This window comes from Lentzea sp. NPDC020367, from assembly GCF_044387305.1.
Classification (GTDB): domain Bacteria; phylum Actinomycetota; class Actinomycetes; order Mycobacteriales; family Pseudonocardiaceae; genus Lentzea.
The window spans coordinates 290460-306318 of sequence record NZ_JBIRVV010000002.1 but is presented as its reverse complement, the minus strand read 5'-3'; the positions used below and the strand labels follow the sequence as shown (position 1 = coordinate 306318).

Sequence of the window (15859 nt, the reverse complement as noted above, 5' to 3'; positions counted from 1 at the left end):
GACTGTAGTGACTACAACGTGAATCCCTCAGGAAACGGATCGGTCTCGTCCAACAAGTATTGACCCATGCCAGTGATCCACGCCCGACCGGCCACTGTGGGCACGACGGCCGTGCGGTCACCCAGCTGGACCTCTTCCAGCAGCCGGCCGATGAACCTCGTCCCGATGAACGACTCGTTCACGAAGTCTTCACCGATTCCGAGCAGGCCTCGTGCGTGCAGCTGGGCCATTCGGGCGCAAGTGCCTGTGCCGCAGGGTGATCGGTCGAACCAGCCGGGGTGGATCGCCATCGCGTTGCGGGCGTCGGCGCCGTCCTGGCCGGGTGCGGTGAACTGGACGTGCTTGCACCCGCCGATCGACGGGTCCACGGGGTGCACCGGCCGGTTCGCCGAGTTGATTTCGTCCATGATGGACAGACCGGCGGCCAGGATTCGGTCCTTTTCCACGCGATCGAACGGGATGCCCAGGTCCGCCAGGGGCACGATCGCGTAGAAGTTGCCGCCGTACGCCATGTCGTAGCGCACTTCGCCGAGTCCGGGCACGGTGACGACGGCGTCCAGCTCGTGCGCGTACGCCGGGACGTTGCGAATCGTCACGAGCTTCGTGCGGGTGTCGTAGTCGGCGAGCACCAGCCCGGCCGGGGTGTCCAGGCGCACGGTCGTGACAGGTTCTGTCAACTCGACCATGCCGGTCTCGACCAGCACCGTCGCGACGCCGATCGTGCCGTGCCCGCACATCGGCAGCAGGCCGGAGACCTCGATGAACAGCACGCCCCAGTCCGCGTCCTGGCGGGTCGGCGGCTGCAGGATCGCGCCGCTCATGGCCGCGTGCCCGCGCGGCTCGTTGACCAGCAGTTTCCGGATGTGGTCGTGGTTCTTGATGAAGTTCAGCCGCTTCTCGGCCATGGTCTCGCCGGGGATCACGCCGACGCCACCGGTGATGACCCGCGTCGGCATGCCCTCGGTGTGCGAGTCGACGGCGCTGAAGTACTTCGCGAACCTCACGACGTCGCCAGCTTCATGTCGGCGTCGACCTGGGCGAGCTGTTCGGGGCTCAGCGGGCCGCGCGGGGGACGGCACGGTCCGCCGTAGCGGCCGACGTAGTCCATCGAACGCTTGATGGCCTGCACGAACTCGGTGCGCGAGTCCCAGCGGAACGCCGGCACGAGCTTTTCGTAGAGGTGGCGGGCCTCGTCGAGCTTGCCTTCCAGCGCCAGATTGAAGAGCTGGGTGGACTCGGCCGGGAAGACGTTGGGGTAGCCCGCGAACCAGCCCGTCGCGCCCATCAGCAGGCTCTCCAGCACGACGTCGTCCGCGCCTGCCACGACGGTGAGGTGCGGGGCGGCCGCGCGGATCTCCAGCACGCGCCGGACGTCGCCGGAGAACTCTTTGACCGCCACGACGTTCTCGATCTGGCCGATCTCGGCGAGCAGGTCGGGCGTGAGGTCGACCTTGGTGTCGATCGGGTTGTTGTAGACCATGATCGGCAGCCCGGCCTTCGCGACCTCGCGGAAGTGGTGCACGACCTCGCCGCGGTTGGCCCGGTACATGGTCGGCGGCAGGCACAGCACGCCGTCCGCGCCGTCCTCGGCGGCCAGTTCGGCCCAGTGCCGGGCCTGGTGGGCGCCCACGCCGTGCACGCCGATGACCGCGATTCCGCGGCCCTTGACCGCGGCGATGGCGGTCTGGGCGACCTCACGGCGTTCCGCGTCGGTCAGCGACGAGTACTCGCCCAGCGAACCGTTAGGGCCGACGCCGCGGCAGCCGTTCTCGACGACCCACCGGCAGTGCTCGGCGAACTTGTCGAGGTCGGGGCGCAGTCCGGCCGGTGCGCTGGGATCCTCCGCGTAGGGGAGCGCGGTGGCGACGATGACGCCGTCGAGGCGTTCGGTCATGACATCTCCTCTGGGAGCGTGGCGAGTTCGCCTAGGGGGATCGGGACTGCGATCACGCGGCGTTGGCCGTCGAACGGGACACCCGTGAGTTCGTCGGCGTTGCGGGCGCAGATGCGGCCCTGGCAGCGGCCCATCGCGACGCGGCAGGTGAGCTTCAGTTCGCGCATGCTCGTGGCTGTGCAGAGGTCTTCGAGGCTGACCTTTTCGCAGCGGCACACCGTGGTGTCCGGGTCCAGCCACGTCTGCCAGCCCGGTTGAACGGCGTGCGCTCTGGCCAGGGCCTGGGCGAACAACCGCCCCTTGCGCACGGCTTCTACGGCCTTCTGCGGAGGCTTCTGTCCTGCCGCTGAGGCTCCGGCGATGACGCCTTCGGCCTCGGCGAGGTCGGCGCCGCCGATGCCGGTGACCTCACCGGCCGCGTAGACGTGCTCGACCGACGTCCGCTGGTGGTCGTCGACGTCGTAGAAGTCGTTGGTGCGGCGGGCGTTCGGTAGGAGGTCGGTGCGGGGCAGGAAGCCGTAGCCGATGCAGACGAGGTCGGCCTGCACGGTGCGGTGGCTGACCGGACGCCACTGGCTGTCGAGCTTCGCGACGGTCACCCGGTCACCCTGCTTGGCGATCACGGCGGTGCGGGTTTCCAGGCGTGGCAGCACTTTCCGGTAGCTCGCGAGTTCACCGATCTTGTGCCGGTTCGCGGCGATCGCCTTGGCCTCACGGAGCCACTTGGTGGGGGAGGAGGCCTCGTAGACGCCGACGAGCGTGGCGCCGAGGTCCTGCAGCGCGGTCGCGACCGGCAGCAGGAACGGGCCGGTGCCCGCGACGATCACGCGTTCGGCCAGCGTGACGCCCTGCTTCGCGAGTGCCTGGGCGGCGCCCGCGGTGATCACGCCGGGGCCGTCCCAGCCGGGGAAGGGGAGCGGCCGGTCGTAGGCGCCGGTGGCGATGACCAACGAGTCGAACCGCAGTTGCTGCGGCCCGCGCAGATGAAGGGTGTTCCCCTCCACCAGCCAGGCCTCGGTGTTCTTGAGGTGCGTGACCCCTGCGTGGCCGAACTTCGCCCGGCCGCGCAGGTACTGGCCGCCGGCCTCCGGTTCCGAGTCGACCAGCACGACCTCGGCGCCCGCGTCGGCGGCGGTCCTGGCGGCGGCCATCCCGGCCGGTCCCGCTCCCACGACCACGACCCTCATGACGTCGTCCTGATCACGTCGCCGTCGCGCAACGGGTGGCGGCACGCGCGGACCTCGGGCACCCCGTTGATCTCCGCGACGCAGCCGAAGCACACGCCGATGCCGCAGAAGAACCTGCCTGGCAACAACTCCGCGACGTGCGCGACCTCGCGCGGCAGCCCGTTGAACGTCACCTTCACACCATCACCTCCGGCCGGTCCACGCGGAACGGGTGGGGATCGACCAGCGGGGACTCGCCGGTGAGCAGTTGAGCGAGCAGCCGCCCGGTCGCCGGGGCGAGACCGACGCCCGCGCCCTCGTGACCCGTGGCGTGCCACAGGCCGGGCATGCGGGGGTCCTCGCCGATGATCGGCAGATGGTCCGGCGCGTACGGGCGGAAACCGCCGTACGCGCGCATGACCGGGACGTTCGTCAGCATCGGGAAGAGCGCGATCGCCTTGAGCGCCAACGCTTTGAGCACCCTGCTCTCGATCGTGTCGTCGAAGCCCTTGCGCTGGCGGCTCGACCCGATCAGCACGGTGCCGGCCTGGGTCGACTCGACGACGCCGGACGTCTGCAGGTCCGCGTCGCCGCTCGCGACCGCGCCGACGTAGTCCGCGTCGTAGACCTTGTGCCGGATGGTGCCGGGGATCGGCGTGGTCACCAGCACCACGCCGCGCCGGGGCAGCACGTTGACGCCGAAGTTCCTCGCCCACGGGCCGGTGGCGTTCACGACCGCGCCGCAGCTGATCGCGCCGTCCGGGGTGGTCACTGACCGGCCGTCCGTCGCGGACACCTCGGCGCGTCTGACCTCGATGCCGCGCAGCAGGCTTCGGGTCGCCCTGACCGGGTTGAGCTGCGCGTCCTGGAGGTAGTGGACGGCGGCGGTGATCTCCGGGTTGAGGTGCGGCTCGTGGGTCAGCGCGTCGGCGGTGCTGATCTCGCAGGCGTCGACGCCCGCGGCTCGTTGCTTCGCGGCGAAGGACTGCAGCGGCACGACCGCCTCGGGAGTCGTGGCGACGACCAGTCCGCCCTTCTCCTCCCATTCGGCGTCTTCCGCCAGTTCCGGCCAGAGGTCGCGACTCGCCCGGGCCAGGTCGAGTTCCGGGCCGGGTTCCTTGTCGCTGACCAGGACGTTGCCCTCACCGGCCGCGCTGGTGCCCGACGCCGGTCCGTGGCGGTCGACGATGACAACGCGCAGCCCGCGTGCCTTCAGGGCCTGCGCGCACGCCGCCCCGATGATGCCCGCGCCCATGACCACGACGTCCGGCTGCATCGCCACCTCCGTTCAATAGAATGAACGTTAGTGCTTCGGGTACTCCAGCACCAGTACCGAGCTGACCTCACCGTCGACGGTCTCGTACGAGTGCGGCATCGAACCTGGGAAGCAGACGTAGTCGCCGGGGCCCAGTTCGTACGGTTCGTCCGCCGGTCCCACGCGCAGCTGACCGCTCGTGACCAGCACGTGTTCCCTGCCGGGGTGCCCTTCGCTGGTCTGCGTGGCGCCGGGGCGGACGCGCTGGTCGTAGATCTCCAGCACGGTGTCCCCGATGTCCATCCGCCGCATCAGACGCAGGTCGACGGCGTTGCTGCTGAGCACCTCGACGTCGCGGGCGCGCACCAGCACGACCTCCGGCGGCGTCCGCGCGGTCACCAGTTCCGACACGGGCACGTCCAGAGCGTTCGACAAACTGAACACTGTCTCGATCGTCGGGTTGCCGGCGCCGCTCTCCAGCTGCGACAGCGTGCCCTTGGCGATGGACGACCGCCGCGCGAGCTCCGACAGCGACAGCCCGCGCTGCTCACGGAACGCCCTGATGTTGGCGCCAAGCACCTGACCCGCACTCATAGCCACTGATCGTTGCATAGGCTTGCGCCCATGACTGCGTACACGGAGGCGGAGGGGCAGACCCTCCGCACGGCCGTTTTCGGTGCCATGGTGCTGGTGTCCACTGCGGACCCCGGCTCGGTCGACGAGGAGAGCCAGGCCGGCGTCAGGGCCATCACCCTGCTCACGGACGACCTGCGCGCCATCATCGCCGCCGCGCCGCCCTCGTTGCCGAAGGGCTCGGCGTCCGATGTGGAGTCGGGTGTCCTGGCCGCGCTGCGGGACTCGGTGGCGATCATCAACGCCCACGAACCGCGTGATGTCGCGATCTTCCGCGCCGCCGTGTCGGAGATGTGCCGTTCGGTGGCGGGTGCGGACGGCGAGGTGGCTGCCGCGGAACGGGCGATGGTCACCAAGGTCGTCGAAGCACTCAGCTGACGGCGCGTTCCGCCTGGCTCAGGTCGCGCTGGGCCGCGACGCGAGCCAGGCGGCGTGCTCCTTGCCGATCACGGCCTCGGTCTCGGCGACCACCGCGGCCCAGTCGCTCTCCCGCACGTGGGGGAGCCGCTGGTAGATGTCCGCGAGCTCGCCGGCCGCGGCCGCGTAGGTGACCCTGAGGTTCTCGTACTGCCGCAGGCCGATCCAGGCCGCGCCGCCCGCGACGGCCGCGGCCATCACGCCGGACAGGTCGACGTCCCAGACGCCGTTGATGCGCAGGATGGCGAAGACGATCGCGACGAGCTCGCCGACGATCATCAGGACGCGGAACACGTTCGCGCGGGTCTCGTTCATCGCGGACCGGTCGCGGTACCACTGCACCTGCGGCTGGACGCGGGCCTCGCGGTAGGCGGTCCTGCGCTCGTCGAACGACGCGGTGCGCAGTTCGGTCATGACCTGCTCGCCGTTGTCGTTCGCGCTGGTGAGCATGACCTCCCTGCGGTGTTCCCGCACCGCGTCGGCGATGGCGAGCTCCAGTTCCGCGCGCGGGTTCTGGACGATGCGGTGGAACGGGTCGCCCGCCACGGCGTAGCGCCAGGCCAGCGACTTCACGCGTTCGGCGACGGTGCGGCCCGCGTTCCACTTCAGCTCCGGGTGCATCACCCACAGCAGCAGCTCGCCGAACAGCGCGATGAGGAAACCGCCCAGTGCCACCCACGCCCAGACGTCGACCCCGCCGCCGATCTGCCACTTGAACGCACCGCCCACCGCCGCGACCACCGCGCCGATCAGCCGCACCCGGCTGAACAGCAGGGTGAGCCGCTGTCCGAGCCGGGAGACCGCCTCCGCGTCGTGGTAGAAGCCGGGCAGGTGCTCGTCGTTCATCCGGTTCCGTCCTCGTTGGCCGAAGTTGATCGTGCGCAGCCAAACGCCTGATTATCACGGCGGCGGCTGACCATGCGCTGGATCATGGATTGCTCCGATGAGTCTTCGTGTCTGGTGGGCGAATGGGCCTTGACCCGCCTGGTTCCGGTTGCAATCATCGGATCTTCTCGCCGCCGCCCCGGACGAGAAGGCGATGGTCATGGGACTACGTCGTTGGTGCGCGGCTGTGGTGGCCGCGTTGCTCGCAGGCCTGCTCACCCCAGGCGCCGCTCCAGCCGAGGTGCAGCACCCGAGACAGGAGTGGCTGCGGCAGTCGACCGCCGGGTTGTTCCTGCACTGGGGCATGTTCACCGCCCCGAAGCACCTGAACTGCGCCGAGTGGGAGCGCGACGTCACCGGCGGCGGGTGGACCCCGGACTACTGGATCGACGAGGCCCGCAAGCTCGGCGCCTCCTACGTCGTGCTGGCGACGTTCCACTCGCGGCTGGGCTACGCGCGGCCGTGGCCGTCTCATGTCCCCGGAAGCTGTGCCACCGAACGCGATCTGCTCGGCGAACTCGTCCGTGCGGGCAAGGCCAAGGGCGTCAAGGTCGTCCTCTACATGACCGACGACCCGCAGTGGCACAGCGAGCAGGGCGTGCAGATGCTCGACTCGGCCGCGTACTCCGCCTATCGCGGCGAGCAGGTCGACCTGACCACGCGGGAAGGCTTCGGCAAGTACAGCTACGACCTGTTCTTCGAGGTGATGAAGAACTACGACGACCTCGCCGGCTTCTGGATCGACAACGACAACGAGTACTGGGAGCGCAACAAGCTCTACGAGCAGATCCGGCAGCTGCGGCCCACCTGGTTGCTGAGCAACAACAACGAGGACACGCCGATCATGGACACGGTCTCGAACGAGCAGAAGACCGGCATGTTCCCGTCCTACGACTACCCGGCGGCGACGTTCACGCCGATGCCGCGCCTGTCCGAGGCCTGCTACAAGCTGCCCACCACGGGGGACTGGTGGTACGACGGCGGAAACCACGCCGTCGACACGCGCCTGAACACCGGCCGCTACATCACCAACGCGGGCTCGTCGATCAAGTCGCTGATGGCCGAGACGCCGATGGTGAACGGCAGGATGCCTGTGCAGCAAGAGACTTACAACAACTTCATGGCCTCGTGGGTGCCGCCGATCCGCGAGTCGATCCAGGGCGTAGAGGGCGCCGGGTACATGTACGGCGGCATGCAGCCGGGGTTCTGGAACGACGGCGCGCACGGCGTGATCACCATCAATCCCGCCAGCGGCAAGCAGTACGTCCACGTCGTCACCCGGCCGCGTGCCGACTTCGTTCGCCTGCGGGACAACGGATATCGCGTCACTTCTGTTCGTGATCTGCGGACCGGCGCGCGGATGCGGTTCTCTCAGTCGGCCGGGTTTCTGGCGATCCAGGGCATCACGGCGTGGGACGAGTACGACACGGTGTTCGCCGTGGAAACCGCTGGGCAGCAAGGCTTCTACACCGGCGTGAAGGCTTCGGCGACGTCTTCCTCCGGCGGCTTCCCGGCCTCGAATCTGACGGATGGCAGCTACGAGACGTACTGGGACGCCGGCGCCGCCCAGCCCGTCTCGATCTCCTTGGATCTCGGGCGTCGTCGTGCGGCCGCGTTCCTCGCGATCAACCAGCGCGAGTCGTCGCCCACGCATGCCCGTGTGTCGTTCGGGCGGCCGGAGGATTCCTCACGTATCAAGGACTATCAGCTGACCGCGTCTGTTGACGGCCGCTCCTGGTGGCACGTGCGCAGTGGGGCTTTGCCTTCGGCGCGTGGAACGCAGTTCATCGACATCGGGTCGCAGGAGGCCCGGTTCCTGAAGCTGACCGTGCTGAACACGTGGGGCGGGCCGCAGGCTCCCGTGTACTTCAAGCAACTGAAGATCGACGAGATCCGCGTCGGCCACAGCTATCCGCGCGGTGTGCCGGGCGCCTTGGAGGCCGAGGACGCGTCGCGGTCGGGTTCGGCGCACGGCGAGTTCTGCGCGGCCTGCTCCGGCACGCGGCAGGTGGTCGGGCTCGGCGAACGCGGCGCTGTGACCTTCCGCGATGTTTCCGTTGCTGCGGCTGGCACTTACGACCTGCGGCTCGACCTGACGTCCGCCGAGTCCTCGGTCGTCTCGGTCTCCGTGAACGGCGCGGCACCGGTTTCCGTTGCGGTGCCACGTGATCGAGCGGACGTGCCGGACCCGACGTCGGTCGCGGTGCCGTTGAACGCGGGCCGCAACACGGTGAAGGTGTCCGGCACCGGCGAGCTCGGCCTGGACCGGATCTCGGTGGGCGGGCTGCCGCCGTCGAACTACACGCCGAAGACGACCCTGACCGTGGAACCCCATGGCGTGCAATGGGTCGCGCCCGGACAGCAGTCCGTGAAGATCACCGCACGGCTGCGCCTCGACGCCGACGACCAGATCGACAACGTGTCCCTCGCCCCGGTCCTGCCCGCGGGCTGGACGCTGACCGGTGCGCCCGCTGTGCGTGCGTCGATGCGCCTCGCCGGTGTGCTGGAAGGAACCTGGACCGCGACCTCGCCGGCCGACGTGGGTTCGGTCAGCATTCCCGTCGTCGCCTCGTTCCAGCTGCTCGGCTCCGACCGCAAGGTCTCCGGGTCTGTGCCGGTGCGCACCCGGCCGGCTGATCGCGTGTTCGTGCGCGAGGCCGAGGACTCGGCGAACCAGTTCGGCAGCACCGGCCTGACGAGCTGCGGCCCGTGCTCGGGCGCGGAGAAGGTGCGCAACATCGGCGGCAGCGCGGACGCGTCGGTGACCTTCCCCGGTGTGACCGTGCCGGAGACGCGCTCCTACAAGCTGTTCATCCAGTTCACGGTGAACGGGCCGCGCTCGTACTTCGTCTCCGTGAACGGCGGCGCGCCGGTCGAGGTCAAGCTCGACGGGGTCGGCAACAACACGCCTTACGTGGCCGAGATCCCGGTGTCGCTGAACGCCGGCGCCAACACCATCAGGTTCGGCAACGACGGCGCGGGCGCCCCCGATCTGGACCAGATCGCGCTCGCCTGATCAGGCTGAAAGGCACCCTGCCTCGGCGGGGTGCCTTTCTCAGCGACCGGCGCGCATCATGGAGTGATGCTGGAGGCACTGCGGCGGCAGCTGAGCGAGAGCCTGTTCGAGAAGGTCGCGGGTCCGGAGCGGGCGAAACACGCACGCCGGATCCACGACTCGCCCGGTCCGCGCCTGTTCGCCGACGACCGGCCGATCCGGCACGTCCACGCTGATCACGCCATGTTCATCGGCGGGCTGCGGGCGTTGCTGCTGCAGTCGTTGCACCCGCTGGCGATGGCGGCGGTCGCGCAGCACTCCGACTACCTCACCGACCCGTGGGGGCGGTTGCAGCGCACGAGTTTGTTCGTCGGCGTCACCACGTACGGCACGACCCAGGACGCGCTCAAGGCCGTTGAACGGCTTGGGCGCGTGCATCAGCACATCCATGGCACAGCGGCGGACGGGCGGCAGTATCGCGCCGACGACCCGCACCTGCTGGCGTGGGTGCACGTGGCCGAGGTCGACAGCTTCCTGCGCTGCCATCAGCGTTATGGCGAGAAGCCGCTCGACGACTACGACGGGTACGTCGCCGACATGGCCGTCATCGCCGACGCGATGGGCATTCCGGACCCGCCGCGCACCACCGCCGAGCTCGACGCGACGCTCGCCTCCTACCGGCCCGAGCTGAAAGGCACGCCCGAGGCACGGGAGGCGGCCAGGTTCCTGCTGCTCAAGGCGCCCTTGCCGGTGCTGGCGCGCGGGCCGTACGCGATCTTGAGCTCCACCGCGGTCGCCACCTTGCCGGTGTGGGCTCGGGTGCCGTTGCGGCTGCCCTACCTGCCGATCGCGGAGGCCACCGGGGTGCGGTTCGCCGGCCACGCGTTGATGCGCGGCCTGCGGTGGGTGACCGGTTAGCGGAAGTCGGCGACGCGGAACGCGGAGATCATGTCGTCGTTGCGGTTGTTCTGCGGGCTGAAGGAGGCTTCTACGCCCACCCAGCCATGGAACTGGCCGTTGTCGTCGAGGATCTGGAGCATGGGCTTCACGTGGGAGTTGCCCTTGTAGCAGAACTCTTCCTTGCCCTGCGAGTTGATGCTCAGGCAGCTGCACCAGTGCCAGTGCGTGTCGCGGCGGTCGGTGTTCGAGACGCGCACGATGTGGTTCTGGATCGACGTGTCCCCGCCCGCCTTGCAGCCGCTCCCGCCCTGGCAGGAGTTGGCCGACTCGGGCTGGCGGTAGGTGAGGCACCACGAGGTGGTGGTGCAGGTCTTGTACAGGCCGATGCTGAACCCGCTGCCGTTGCTGACCGGGTTGCCCTTGTCCCAGCCGTGGAACTCCAGCCGCAGGTTGCCGGGGAACGACTGCACGCTCGCCATCTGGCGGCGGGTGGTCAGCGGGGTGTTGCTGCCGTAGCCGTATCCGGCGGTGGCCAGGGCGTTGGACTGGAAGTCCAGCCTGGCGAGCGTGGCGTCGGGACTCGGGACGACGGCCCACTGCTCGTTCCAGCCCGGCACGTCCCAGGTGATGTGCAGCTGGTCGCCGTCCAGCCGGTAGTTGCCCGCGGTCGACTCGTTCGGAGACGAGGTGAAGCCGCCGGCCGTCATGACTTGGCAGGAGCGCACGAGGGTTTGCGGAGCGGTCGGCGACGAGGTCGAGCACGAGCTGTCGGGCGTGGTGCCGGTGCCCTGACGTGCGACCGGTTTCGCCTGCTGCCACAGATAGGTGCGCGCTCGCACCTTGCCGTCGGTCGTGAACGTGTAGTCGCTCAGGCGCATCCAGTTGGACGTGCCCGTCTTGAACGAGCCGCGCGACACGACGAAGTACGCCTTGCCGCCGGGCAGTTCGGTGGCCGCGGTGGCGGGAGCGGGCAGGAAGGCGAAGAACGACAACACGAGAAGAACGAGAGGCGCTTTCCGCATACATCCCCCAGAGCTAGGCCTCCAGGAAGTCGACCACGAGTGGCGTCGCCTCGCTCGCGAACTCCTCGAAGTAACCGTGTCGGGCTCCCTCGATCAGGTGCATGCGCGCGCCGGGAATCCGCTCCGTGATCAGGGGAGCGTTGGCCGTGGGGTTGAAGATGTCCTCGGTGCCGTGCACGACCAACGTCGGTGCGGCGATCGACGGCAGCACGTCCCACGCGTCGTGTTCGGCACTCGCGAAGAGGTGCCGCTTGCGGGCGTGCGGCGGCATCTGCGGGTCGCCCAGCGTGTTGTACGGGCCGCGGTAGGCCGGTGTGTACATCAGCGCTTCCAACGCCCTGCGCGCCTTCATCGGGTCGACCTGCGCCAACGACTTGCGGACCTCGGCGCTGCGTTCGATGCCGTGCGGGCCGCCGGGGGAGGTGCAGCCGAGCACGAGCCGGTCGACGCGCTCGCCGTGCGAGGCCGCGAGCCACTGCGCGATTCGGCCGCCCATCGAGGTGCCGTAGACGTGGGCCGACTCGACGCCCGCGTCGGCCAGGATCGCCACGCAGTCCTCAGCGAACATCCTCGTGCTGTACGGGACGTCCGGCTTGTCGCTGGAACCGGTTCCGCGGTGGTCGGTGACGATCGTCGTGAACCGGGCGGAGAAGTCCCCGCGGACCTGTGACCACCACTTCGACGAGTTCGCCTGGCCCGCGATGAGCAGCAGCGGGGGCCCGGAGCCCTCGACCGAGTAGAAGAGCCTGGTTCCGTCGGCGGCACGAGCGTGGGGCACGGCGAGAAGTCTAGAACCTTGACTTCTCGATAGATGGTCTAGTCCAATTCGGGGTGACCCCCTGCCGGCCGCCAACGCGTGAGGGATGGAACCCATGCTGTTGTTCGCTCGAATATCCGCGGTGGCCGCACTGGTGCTCGGCACCGTGATCGTGAGCCTCGCCCCTGCCAGCGCCGCCGGAGTCACGGCGACGTTCTCCAAGAACGGCTGGGACTCCGGCTACACCGCGACGGTGACGATCAAGAACGAGACCAGCGCGGCGATCAGCTCCTGGAAGGTCGAGTTCGACTACCCGGCCTCGACCTCCGTCGGTGCCTACTGGGACTCGCTGCTCACCAAGAGCGGCAACCACAACACGTTCGTCAACCGGGAGTACAACGGCTCGGTCGCGCCCGGCGCCAGCGTGTCGTTCGGCTTCAACGCCGCCGGCACCGCCGACCCGGCGAACTGCACGATCAACGGTGCGGCATGCACGGGTGGCACTGGACCTACGACGTCGTCCACCACGAGCACGACCACCACCACGACGACGACAACCACTACGACCACGACAACGACCGGTCAGCCGCCCACGGGTCAGCTGCCGCGCAAGGTGCTCGTCGGCTACCTGCACGCCAGCTTCGCCAACGGCTCCGGCTACATCCGCATGAAGGACGTGCCGGACGAGTGGGACGTCATCAACCTGTCGTTCGCCGAACCCACCAGCGCGACGAGCGGTGACCTGCGGTTCAGCCAGTGCCCGGTCGCGGAGTGCCCGAACGTCGAGTCCGAGGCCGAGTTCATCGCCGGCATCCGCGCCCAGCAGGCCAAGGGCAAGAAGGTCAACATCTCGATCGGCGGCCAGAACGGCCAGGTGCGGCTCGAGACCACGGCGGCACGTGACGCGTTCGTGCGGACGGTCGGCGGCATCATCGACAAGTACGGCCTGAACGGTCTCGACGTCGACTTCGAGGGCCACTCGCTGTCGCTGAACCCCGGTGACCTCGACTTCAAGAACCCGACCACCCCCGTGGTCGTGAACCTGATCTCGGCGCTGCGGTCGCTGAAGGCCCGCTACGGTGCCAACTTCGTGCTCACCATGGCACCGGAGACGTTCTTCGTGCAGGTCGGCTACCAGTTCTACGGCGGCACGGGCACCGGCGACGCGCGCACGGGTGCGTACCTGCCGGTGATCGAGGCCATGCGCAACGACCTGACGTTGCTGCACGTGCAGGACTACAACTCCGGACCCGTGATGGGGCTGGACAACCAGTACCACAACATGGGCGGCGCGGACTTCCACGTGGCGATGACCGACATGGTGCTCGCCGGGTTCCCGGTGCGCGGTGACGCGTCGAAGTTCTTCGCGGGCCTGCGCCAGGACCAGGTCGCGATCGGCCTGCCCGCCGCGCAGTACGCGGGCAACGGGTTCACGTCCGTCGCGGACGTGCAGACCGCGCTGGACTGCCTCACCAAGGGCACGCGCTGCGGCAGCTACAAGCCGAAGGGCGTCTACCCGAACCTGCGCGGCCTCATGACGTGGTCGATCAACTGGGACAAGTACAACAACTACGAGTTCTCCAAGGCCCACAGGGCTTATCTGCCCCGATAACGGGTCGGGGGCGGCTTTCGCGAGCCGCCCCCGTCCTCGTCACGCCAGCGTGGACCAGAACTGCAGTTCGTACGCCTGCAGCAGGCGGCCGTAGCGCCACGCGTGCTTCGGCTGCCAGCCGGCGTCGAGGGACGTCTGGATCGCGGCGACCGCGCGGTCTTCGAGCTGCGGCGCGGGGGTGGCGAAGAAGTCGACGAACGCGCACGCCTCGTCGTCGAACCCGTAGTGCTCGCGCAGCCCCTTCGCCATGCGCGCGCAGTACCCGCCCCACGCGGTGAAGTTCGCCAGGATCGCGAGGATCACGTCCGTCGTCTCGCCGTTGAGCGCCATCCACGCCTGGTAGGCGGGGTAGGACTGGCAGCCGGGGAACGGTTCGTAGTTCTGGAAGTCCTTGGCGGACATGCCCGCCGCCCTCGCCAGCGGCTCCAGCATCGGCAGCACCAGCTCCTCGCCGCCCGCGAGCAACGTGAAGAACGCCCGCGCGTTCGGCTCCTCCGCCTTCGCCGCCAGCGCCAGGAATGTTCGCCAGTCCGACGACACGATGTGGTTCTCCTCCGCGGCGAACGTGGCGATCACAGCGCGCGGAGCCTGTCCGGTTTCGATCAGTTTGACCACGAGGTTGTCGTGCTCACCGGGGTGCAGCTCCGTTCGGATGCGCGTGACCAGCTCTTTTGCGTTCATGGTCCCGATTCTTTCGCACTCGGGAAATCGTTCGCCAGACCGCGGGCCCTTCAGGGAGCATCTTCGCTCGTGGCTGAACACACCTACCGAGTACTCGTCCGCGGCCGGTTCGCCGACCTCACCTCAGAGCAGCGCGTCACGCTCCAGGATCGTCTCAAGGGCTTCGACGTCCTGCGCGACATGGGCTTCAGCGAGGACGGCGCGCTCACCTACGACGAGAAGCTCGACTTCTTCAGCTACCGCGTGATCCTGACCGCCGCCGAGAAGCCCGACGAGGCGGGGCTGCGGCGCGCGGCCACAGCCCTCGACTCGCTCGGCGTCGACTTCAAGGGCCTGAAGGCCAAGGTCACCGACGTGGACGAGATGAAGATCAACCGGCCGAAACGGCTGGGCTGAGCGGGGTTTCCAGGACCTCGGCGGCGTCCAGGGCCAGGTCCTCCCGGTACATCCGGGAGATCACCTGGACGCCCGTCGGCAGCCCGTTCCGCAGCCCCGTCGGCACTGCCACCGACGGCACGCCGACGAAGCTGCTCGCCTCGCACAGCTTCAGCGCGTCGAAGTACTCGCCGAGCGCCTCGGAACTGCGGCGGTCCTGGTCCGGTTCGAACGACGGGATCGTGGACACGGGCCCGAGCAGCACCGGGTAGCGGTCGAGCAGGCCCGCCCACTCCCGCTGGATCGCCAGCCGGGTGCCGGTGAGCGCGAGGAACTCCGCGAGGTCGAGACCGGGCCGCACCTCCAGGAGATGGCGGGCGAACAGCGCGACCTCCTCCCCGGCGAACGCGGCGAACTGCTCGAAGCCGAGCGCGATCGGCGTGGCGATCATCCGCAGGGACAGGTCCGCGGCCTCGTCCAGCCTGGGCACCTCGACGGCCTCGACCTCGTACCCGGCCTGCGCCAGGCGGTGGGCCGCCTCCTCGACGACCGGGTCGCCCAGCACGAACCCTGCCACCCGCGGTGCCGGCGCGCCGAACGCCGGTACCGGCACCGCGCGGGGGTCGGCCGGATCCGCGCCGCACAGCAGGCCGTGCACCTTCCGCAGATCGGCGACAGTGCGGGCGAGCGGGCCCTCGACCGTCATGACCTGGGTGGGGAACGACGGGTCCGGCTGGCCGAGCACGCTGCCCTGCGGGTAGCGGCCGTGGCTCGGCTTCAGGGCGCAGACGCCGTTCAGGAACGCCGGCAGGCGCAGTGAGCCGCCGCTGTCGTTGCCGATCCCGAGCTGCACCATGCCCGTGGCCACCGCGACCGCGTCACCGCCCGAGCTGCCGCCGGGCGAGAGAGTGCTGTCCCACGGGTTGATGGTGTGCCCCGCCAATTCGCTGTATGTGTGCATGCCACGGGCGTTCAACGTCGGCATGTTGGCGTGCCCGATCGGTGTCGCACCGGCCGCTCTCAGCCGCGCCACGATGGGCGCGTCCGCCGATTTCACGTTGCCCGCCAGCGACTTCAGGCCGTGCGTGGTGGCGGCGCCCGCGACGTCGATGTTGTCCTTGACCGAGAACACCATGCCCGCGAGCGGACCCACGGGCTCGCCAGACACGTCGAACACGCTGGTCAACGCGTTGTAGACCGGGTTCAAGGCCTCGATGATGCGCAACTGCTCAGAAAGAATCCCCATGCTCCAGTCTATGCGGACCGG

General features: G+C 69.0%; 16 protein-coding genes. 5 read left to right on the top strand and 11 right to left on the bottom strand.

The annotated features are described in order from the left end of the window. Positions 1-11: 11 nt before the first annotated feature. Genes ACH413_RS08485 through ACH413_RS08460 form a run of 6 tightly spaced genes read right to left on the bottom strand, consistent with a single transcriptional unit; the run spans position 12 to position 4909 of the window. The gene (locus ACH413_RS08485) at positions 12-1004 is read right to left on the bottom strand and encodes a proline racemase family protein (RefSeq protein ID WP_360033199.1); all 993 of its coding nucleotides are present in this window, start codon (positions 1002-1004) and stop codon (positions 12-14) included. Continuing rightward, positions 1001-1894: a dihydrodipicolinate synthase family protein gene (locus ACH413_RS08480; RefSeq protein WP_360033202.1), complete on the bottom strand. Its 894-nt coding sequence runs from the start codon at positions 1892-1894 to the stop codon at positions 1001-1003. The genes ACH413_RS08485 and ACH413_RS08480 overlap by 4 nt, the downstream gene beginning before the upstream one ends. Beyond that, complete coding sequence (locus ACH413_RS08475; RefSeq protein ID WP_360033205.1) at positions 1891-3081, bottom strand: FAD-dependent oxidoreductase; 1191 nt, start codon at positions 3079-3081, stop codon at positions 1891-1893. The genes ACH413_RS08480 and ACH413_RS08475 overlap by 4 nt, the downstream gene beginning before the upstream one ends. Then, positions 3078-3260, bottom strand: coding sequence for a 2Fe-2S iron-sulfur cluster-binding protein (locus ACH413_RS08470; protein WP_360033208.1), 183 nt, complete (start codon positions 3258-3260; stop codon positions 3078-3080). The genes ACH413_RS08475 and ACH413_RS08470 overlap by 4 nt, the downstream gene beginning before the upstream one ends. Next, on the bottom strand, positions 3257-4336 hold the full coding sequence (locus ACH413_RS08465; RefSeq protein WP_360033211.1) for an FAD-binding oxidoreductase: 1080 nt from the start codon (positions 4334-4336) through the stop codon (positions 3257-3259). Before ACH413_RS08465 ends, ACH413_RS08470 begins: the two co-directional genes overlap by 4 nt. A gap of 27 nt (positions 4337-4363) precedes the next feature. Further along, the gene (locus ACH413_RS08460) at positions 4364-4909 is read right to left on the bottom strand and encodes an XRE family transcriptional regulator (protein ID WP_360033214.1); all 546 of its coding nucleotides are present in this window, start codon (positions 4907-4909) and stop codon (positions 4364-4366) included. A 30-nt stretch (positions 4910-4939) separates the two neighbouring features. Between ACH413_RS08460 and ACH413_RS08455 the strand changes: the two genes are divergently transcribed. Further along, a complete protein-coding gene (locus ACH413_RS08455; RefSeq protein WP_319973078.1) occupies positions 4940-5326 on the top strand; it encodes a hypothetical protein in 387 nt (128 codons plus the stop codon). A gap of 18 nt (positions 5327-5344) precedes the next feature. Here ACH413_RS08455 and ACH413_RS08450 read toward each other — a convergent pair whose 3' ends face one another. Beyond that, the gene (locus ACH413_RS08450; RefSeq protein WP_360033217.1) at positions 5345-6211 is read right to left on the bottom strand and encodes a DUF4231 domain-containing protein; all 867 of its coding nucleotides are present in this window, start codon (positions 6209-6211) and stop codon (positions 5345-5347) included. Positions 6212-6404: 193 nt separating this feature from the next. Here ACH413_RS08450 and ACH413_RS08445 point away from each other — a divergent pair, with 193 nt between their 5' ends. Together ACH413_RS08445 and ACH413_RS08440 are read left to right on the top strand one after the other, a co-directional pair. Continuing rightward, the gene (locus tag ACH413_RS08445; RefSeq protein ID WP_360033832.1) at positions 6405-9266 is read left to right on the top strand and encodes an alpha-L-fucosidase; all 2862 of its coding nucleotides are present in this window, start codon (positions 6405-6407) and stop codon (positions 9264-9266) included. Positions 9267-9332: 66 nt separating this feature from the next. Then, positions 9333-10163, top strand: a complete 831-nt coding sequence (locus ACH413_RS08440) for an oxygenase MpaB family protein (RefSeq protein ID WP_360033220.1) — start codon at positions 9333-9335, stop codon at positions 10161-10163. Here ACH413_RS08440 and ACH413_RS08435 read toward each other — a convergent pair. After that, on the bottom strand, positions 10160-11167 hold the full coding sequence (locus ACH413_RS08435; protein ID WP_360033223.1) for a hypothetical protein: 1008 nt from the start codon (positions 11165-11167) through the stop codon (positions 10160-10162). The genes ACH413_RS08440 and ACH413_RS08435 overlap by 4 nt on opposite strands. 13 nt (positions 11168-11180) lie before the next feature. Beyond that, positions 11181-11945 carry an alpha/beta fold hydrolase gene (locus tag ACH413_RS08430; protein WP_360033226.1) on the bottom strand — a complete coding sequence of 255 codons (765 nt, stop codon included), beginning with the start codon at positions 11943-11945 and terminating at the stop codon, positions 11181-11183. A 94-nt stretch (positions 11946-12039) separates the two neighbouring features. Here ACH413_RS08430 and ACH413_RS08425 point away from each other — a divergent pair, with 94 nt between their 5' ends. Continuing rightward, complete coding sequence (locus ACH413_RS08425) at positions 12040-13536, top strand: cellulose binding domain-containing protein (RefSeq protein WP_360033229.1); 1497 nt, start codon at positions 12040-12042, stop codon at positions 13534-13536. 39 nt (positions 13537-13575) lie between these two features. On the opposite strand, the gene ACH413_RS08420 is transcribed toward ACH413_RS08425, so the two are convergent. After that, positions 13576-14217 (bottom strand): transcriptional regulator, encoded by a 642-nt coding sequence (locus ACH413_RS08420; RefSeq protein ID WP_360033232.1) that lies wholly within the window; start codon positions 14215-14217, stop codon positions 13576-13578. Positions 14218-14286: 69 nt separating this feature from the next. Between ACH413_RS08420 and ACH413_RS08415 the strand changes: the two genes are divergently transcribed. Beyond that, positions 14287-14613, top strand: a complete 327-nt coding sequence (locus ACH413_RS08415) for a DUF6204 family protein (protein ID WP_360033234.1) — start codon at positions 14287-14289, stop codon at positions 14611-14613. Here ACH413_RS08415 and ACH413_RS08410 read toward each other — a convergent pair. Then, positions 14588-15838: an amidase family protein gene (locus ACH413_RS08410; RefSeq protein WP_360033237.1), complete on the bottom strand. Its 1251-nt coding sequence runs from the start codon at positions 15836-15838 to the stop codon at positions 14588-14590. The genes ACH413_RS08415 and ACH413_RS08410 overlap by 26 nt on opposite strands. Positions 15839-15859 lie beyond the last annotated feature (21 nt).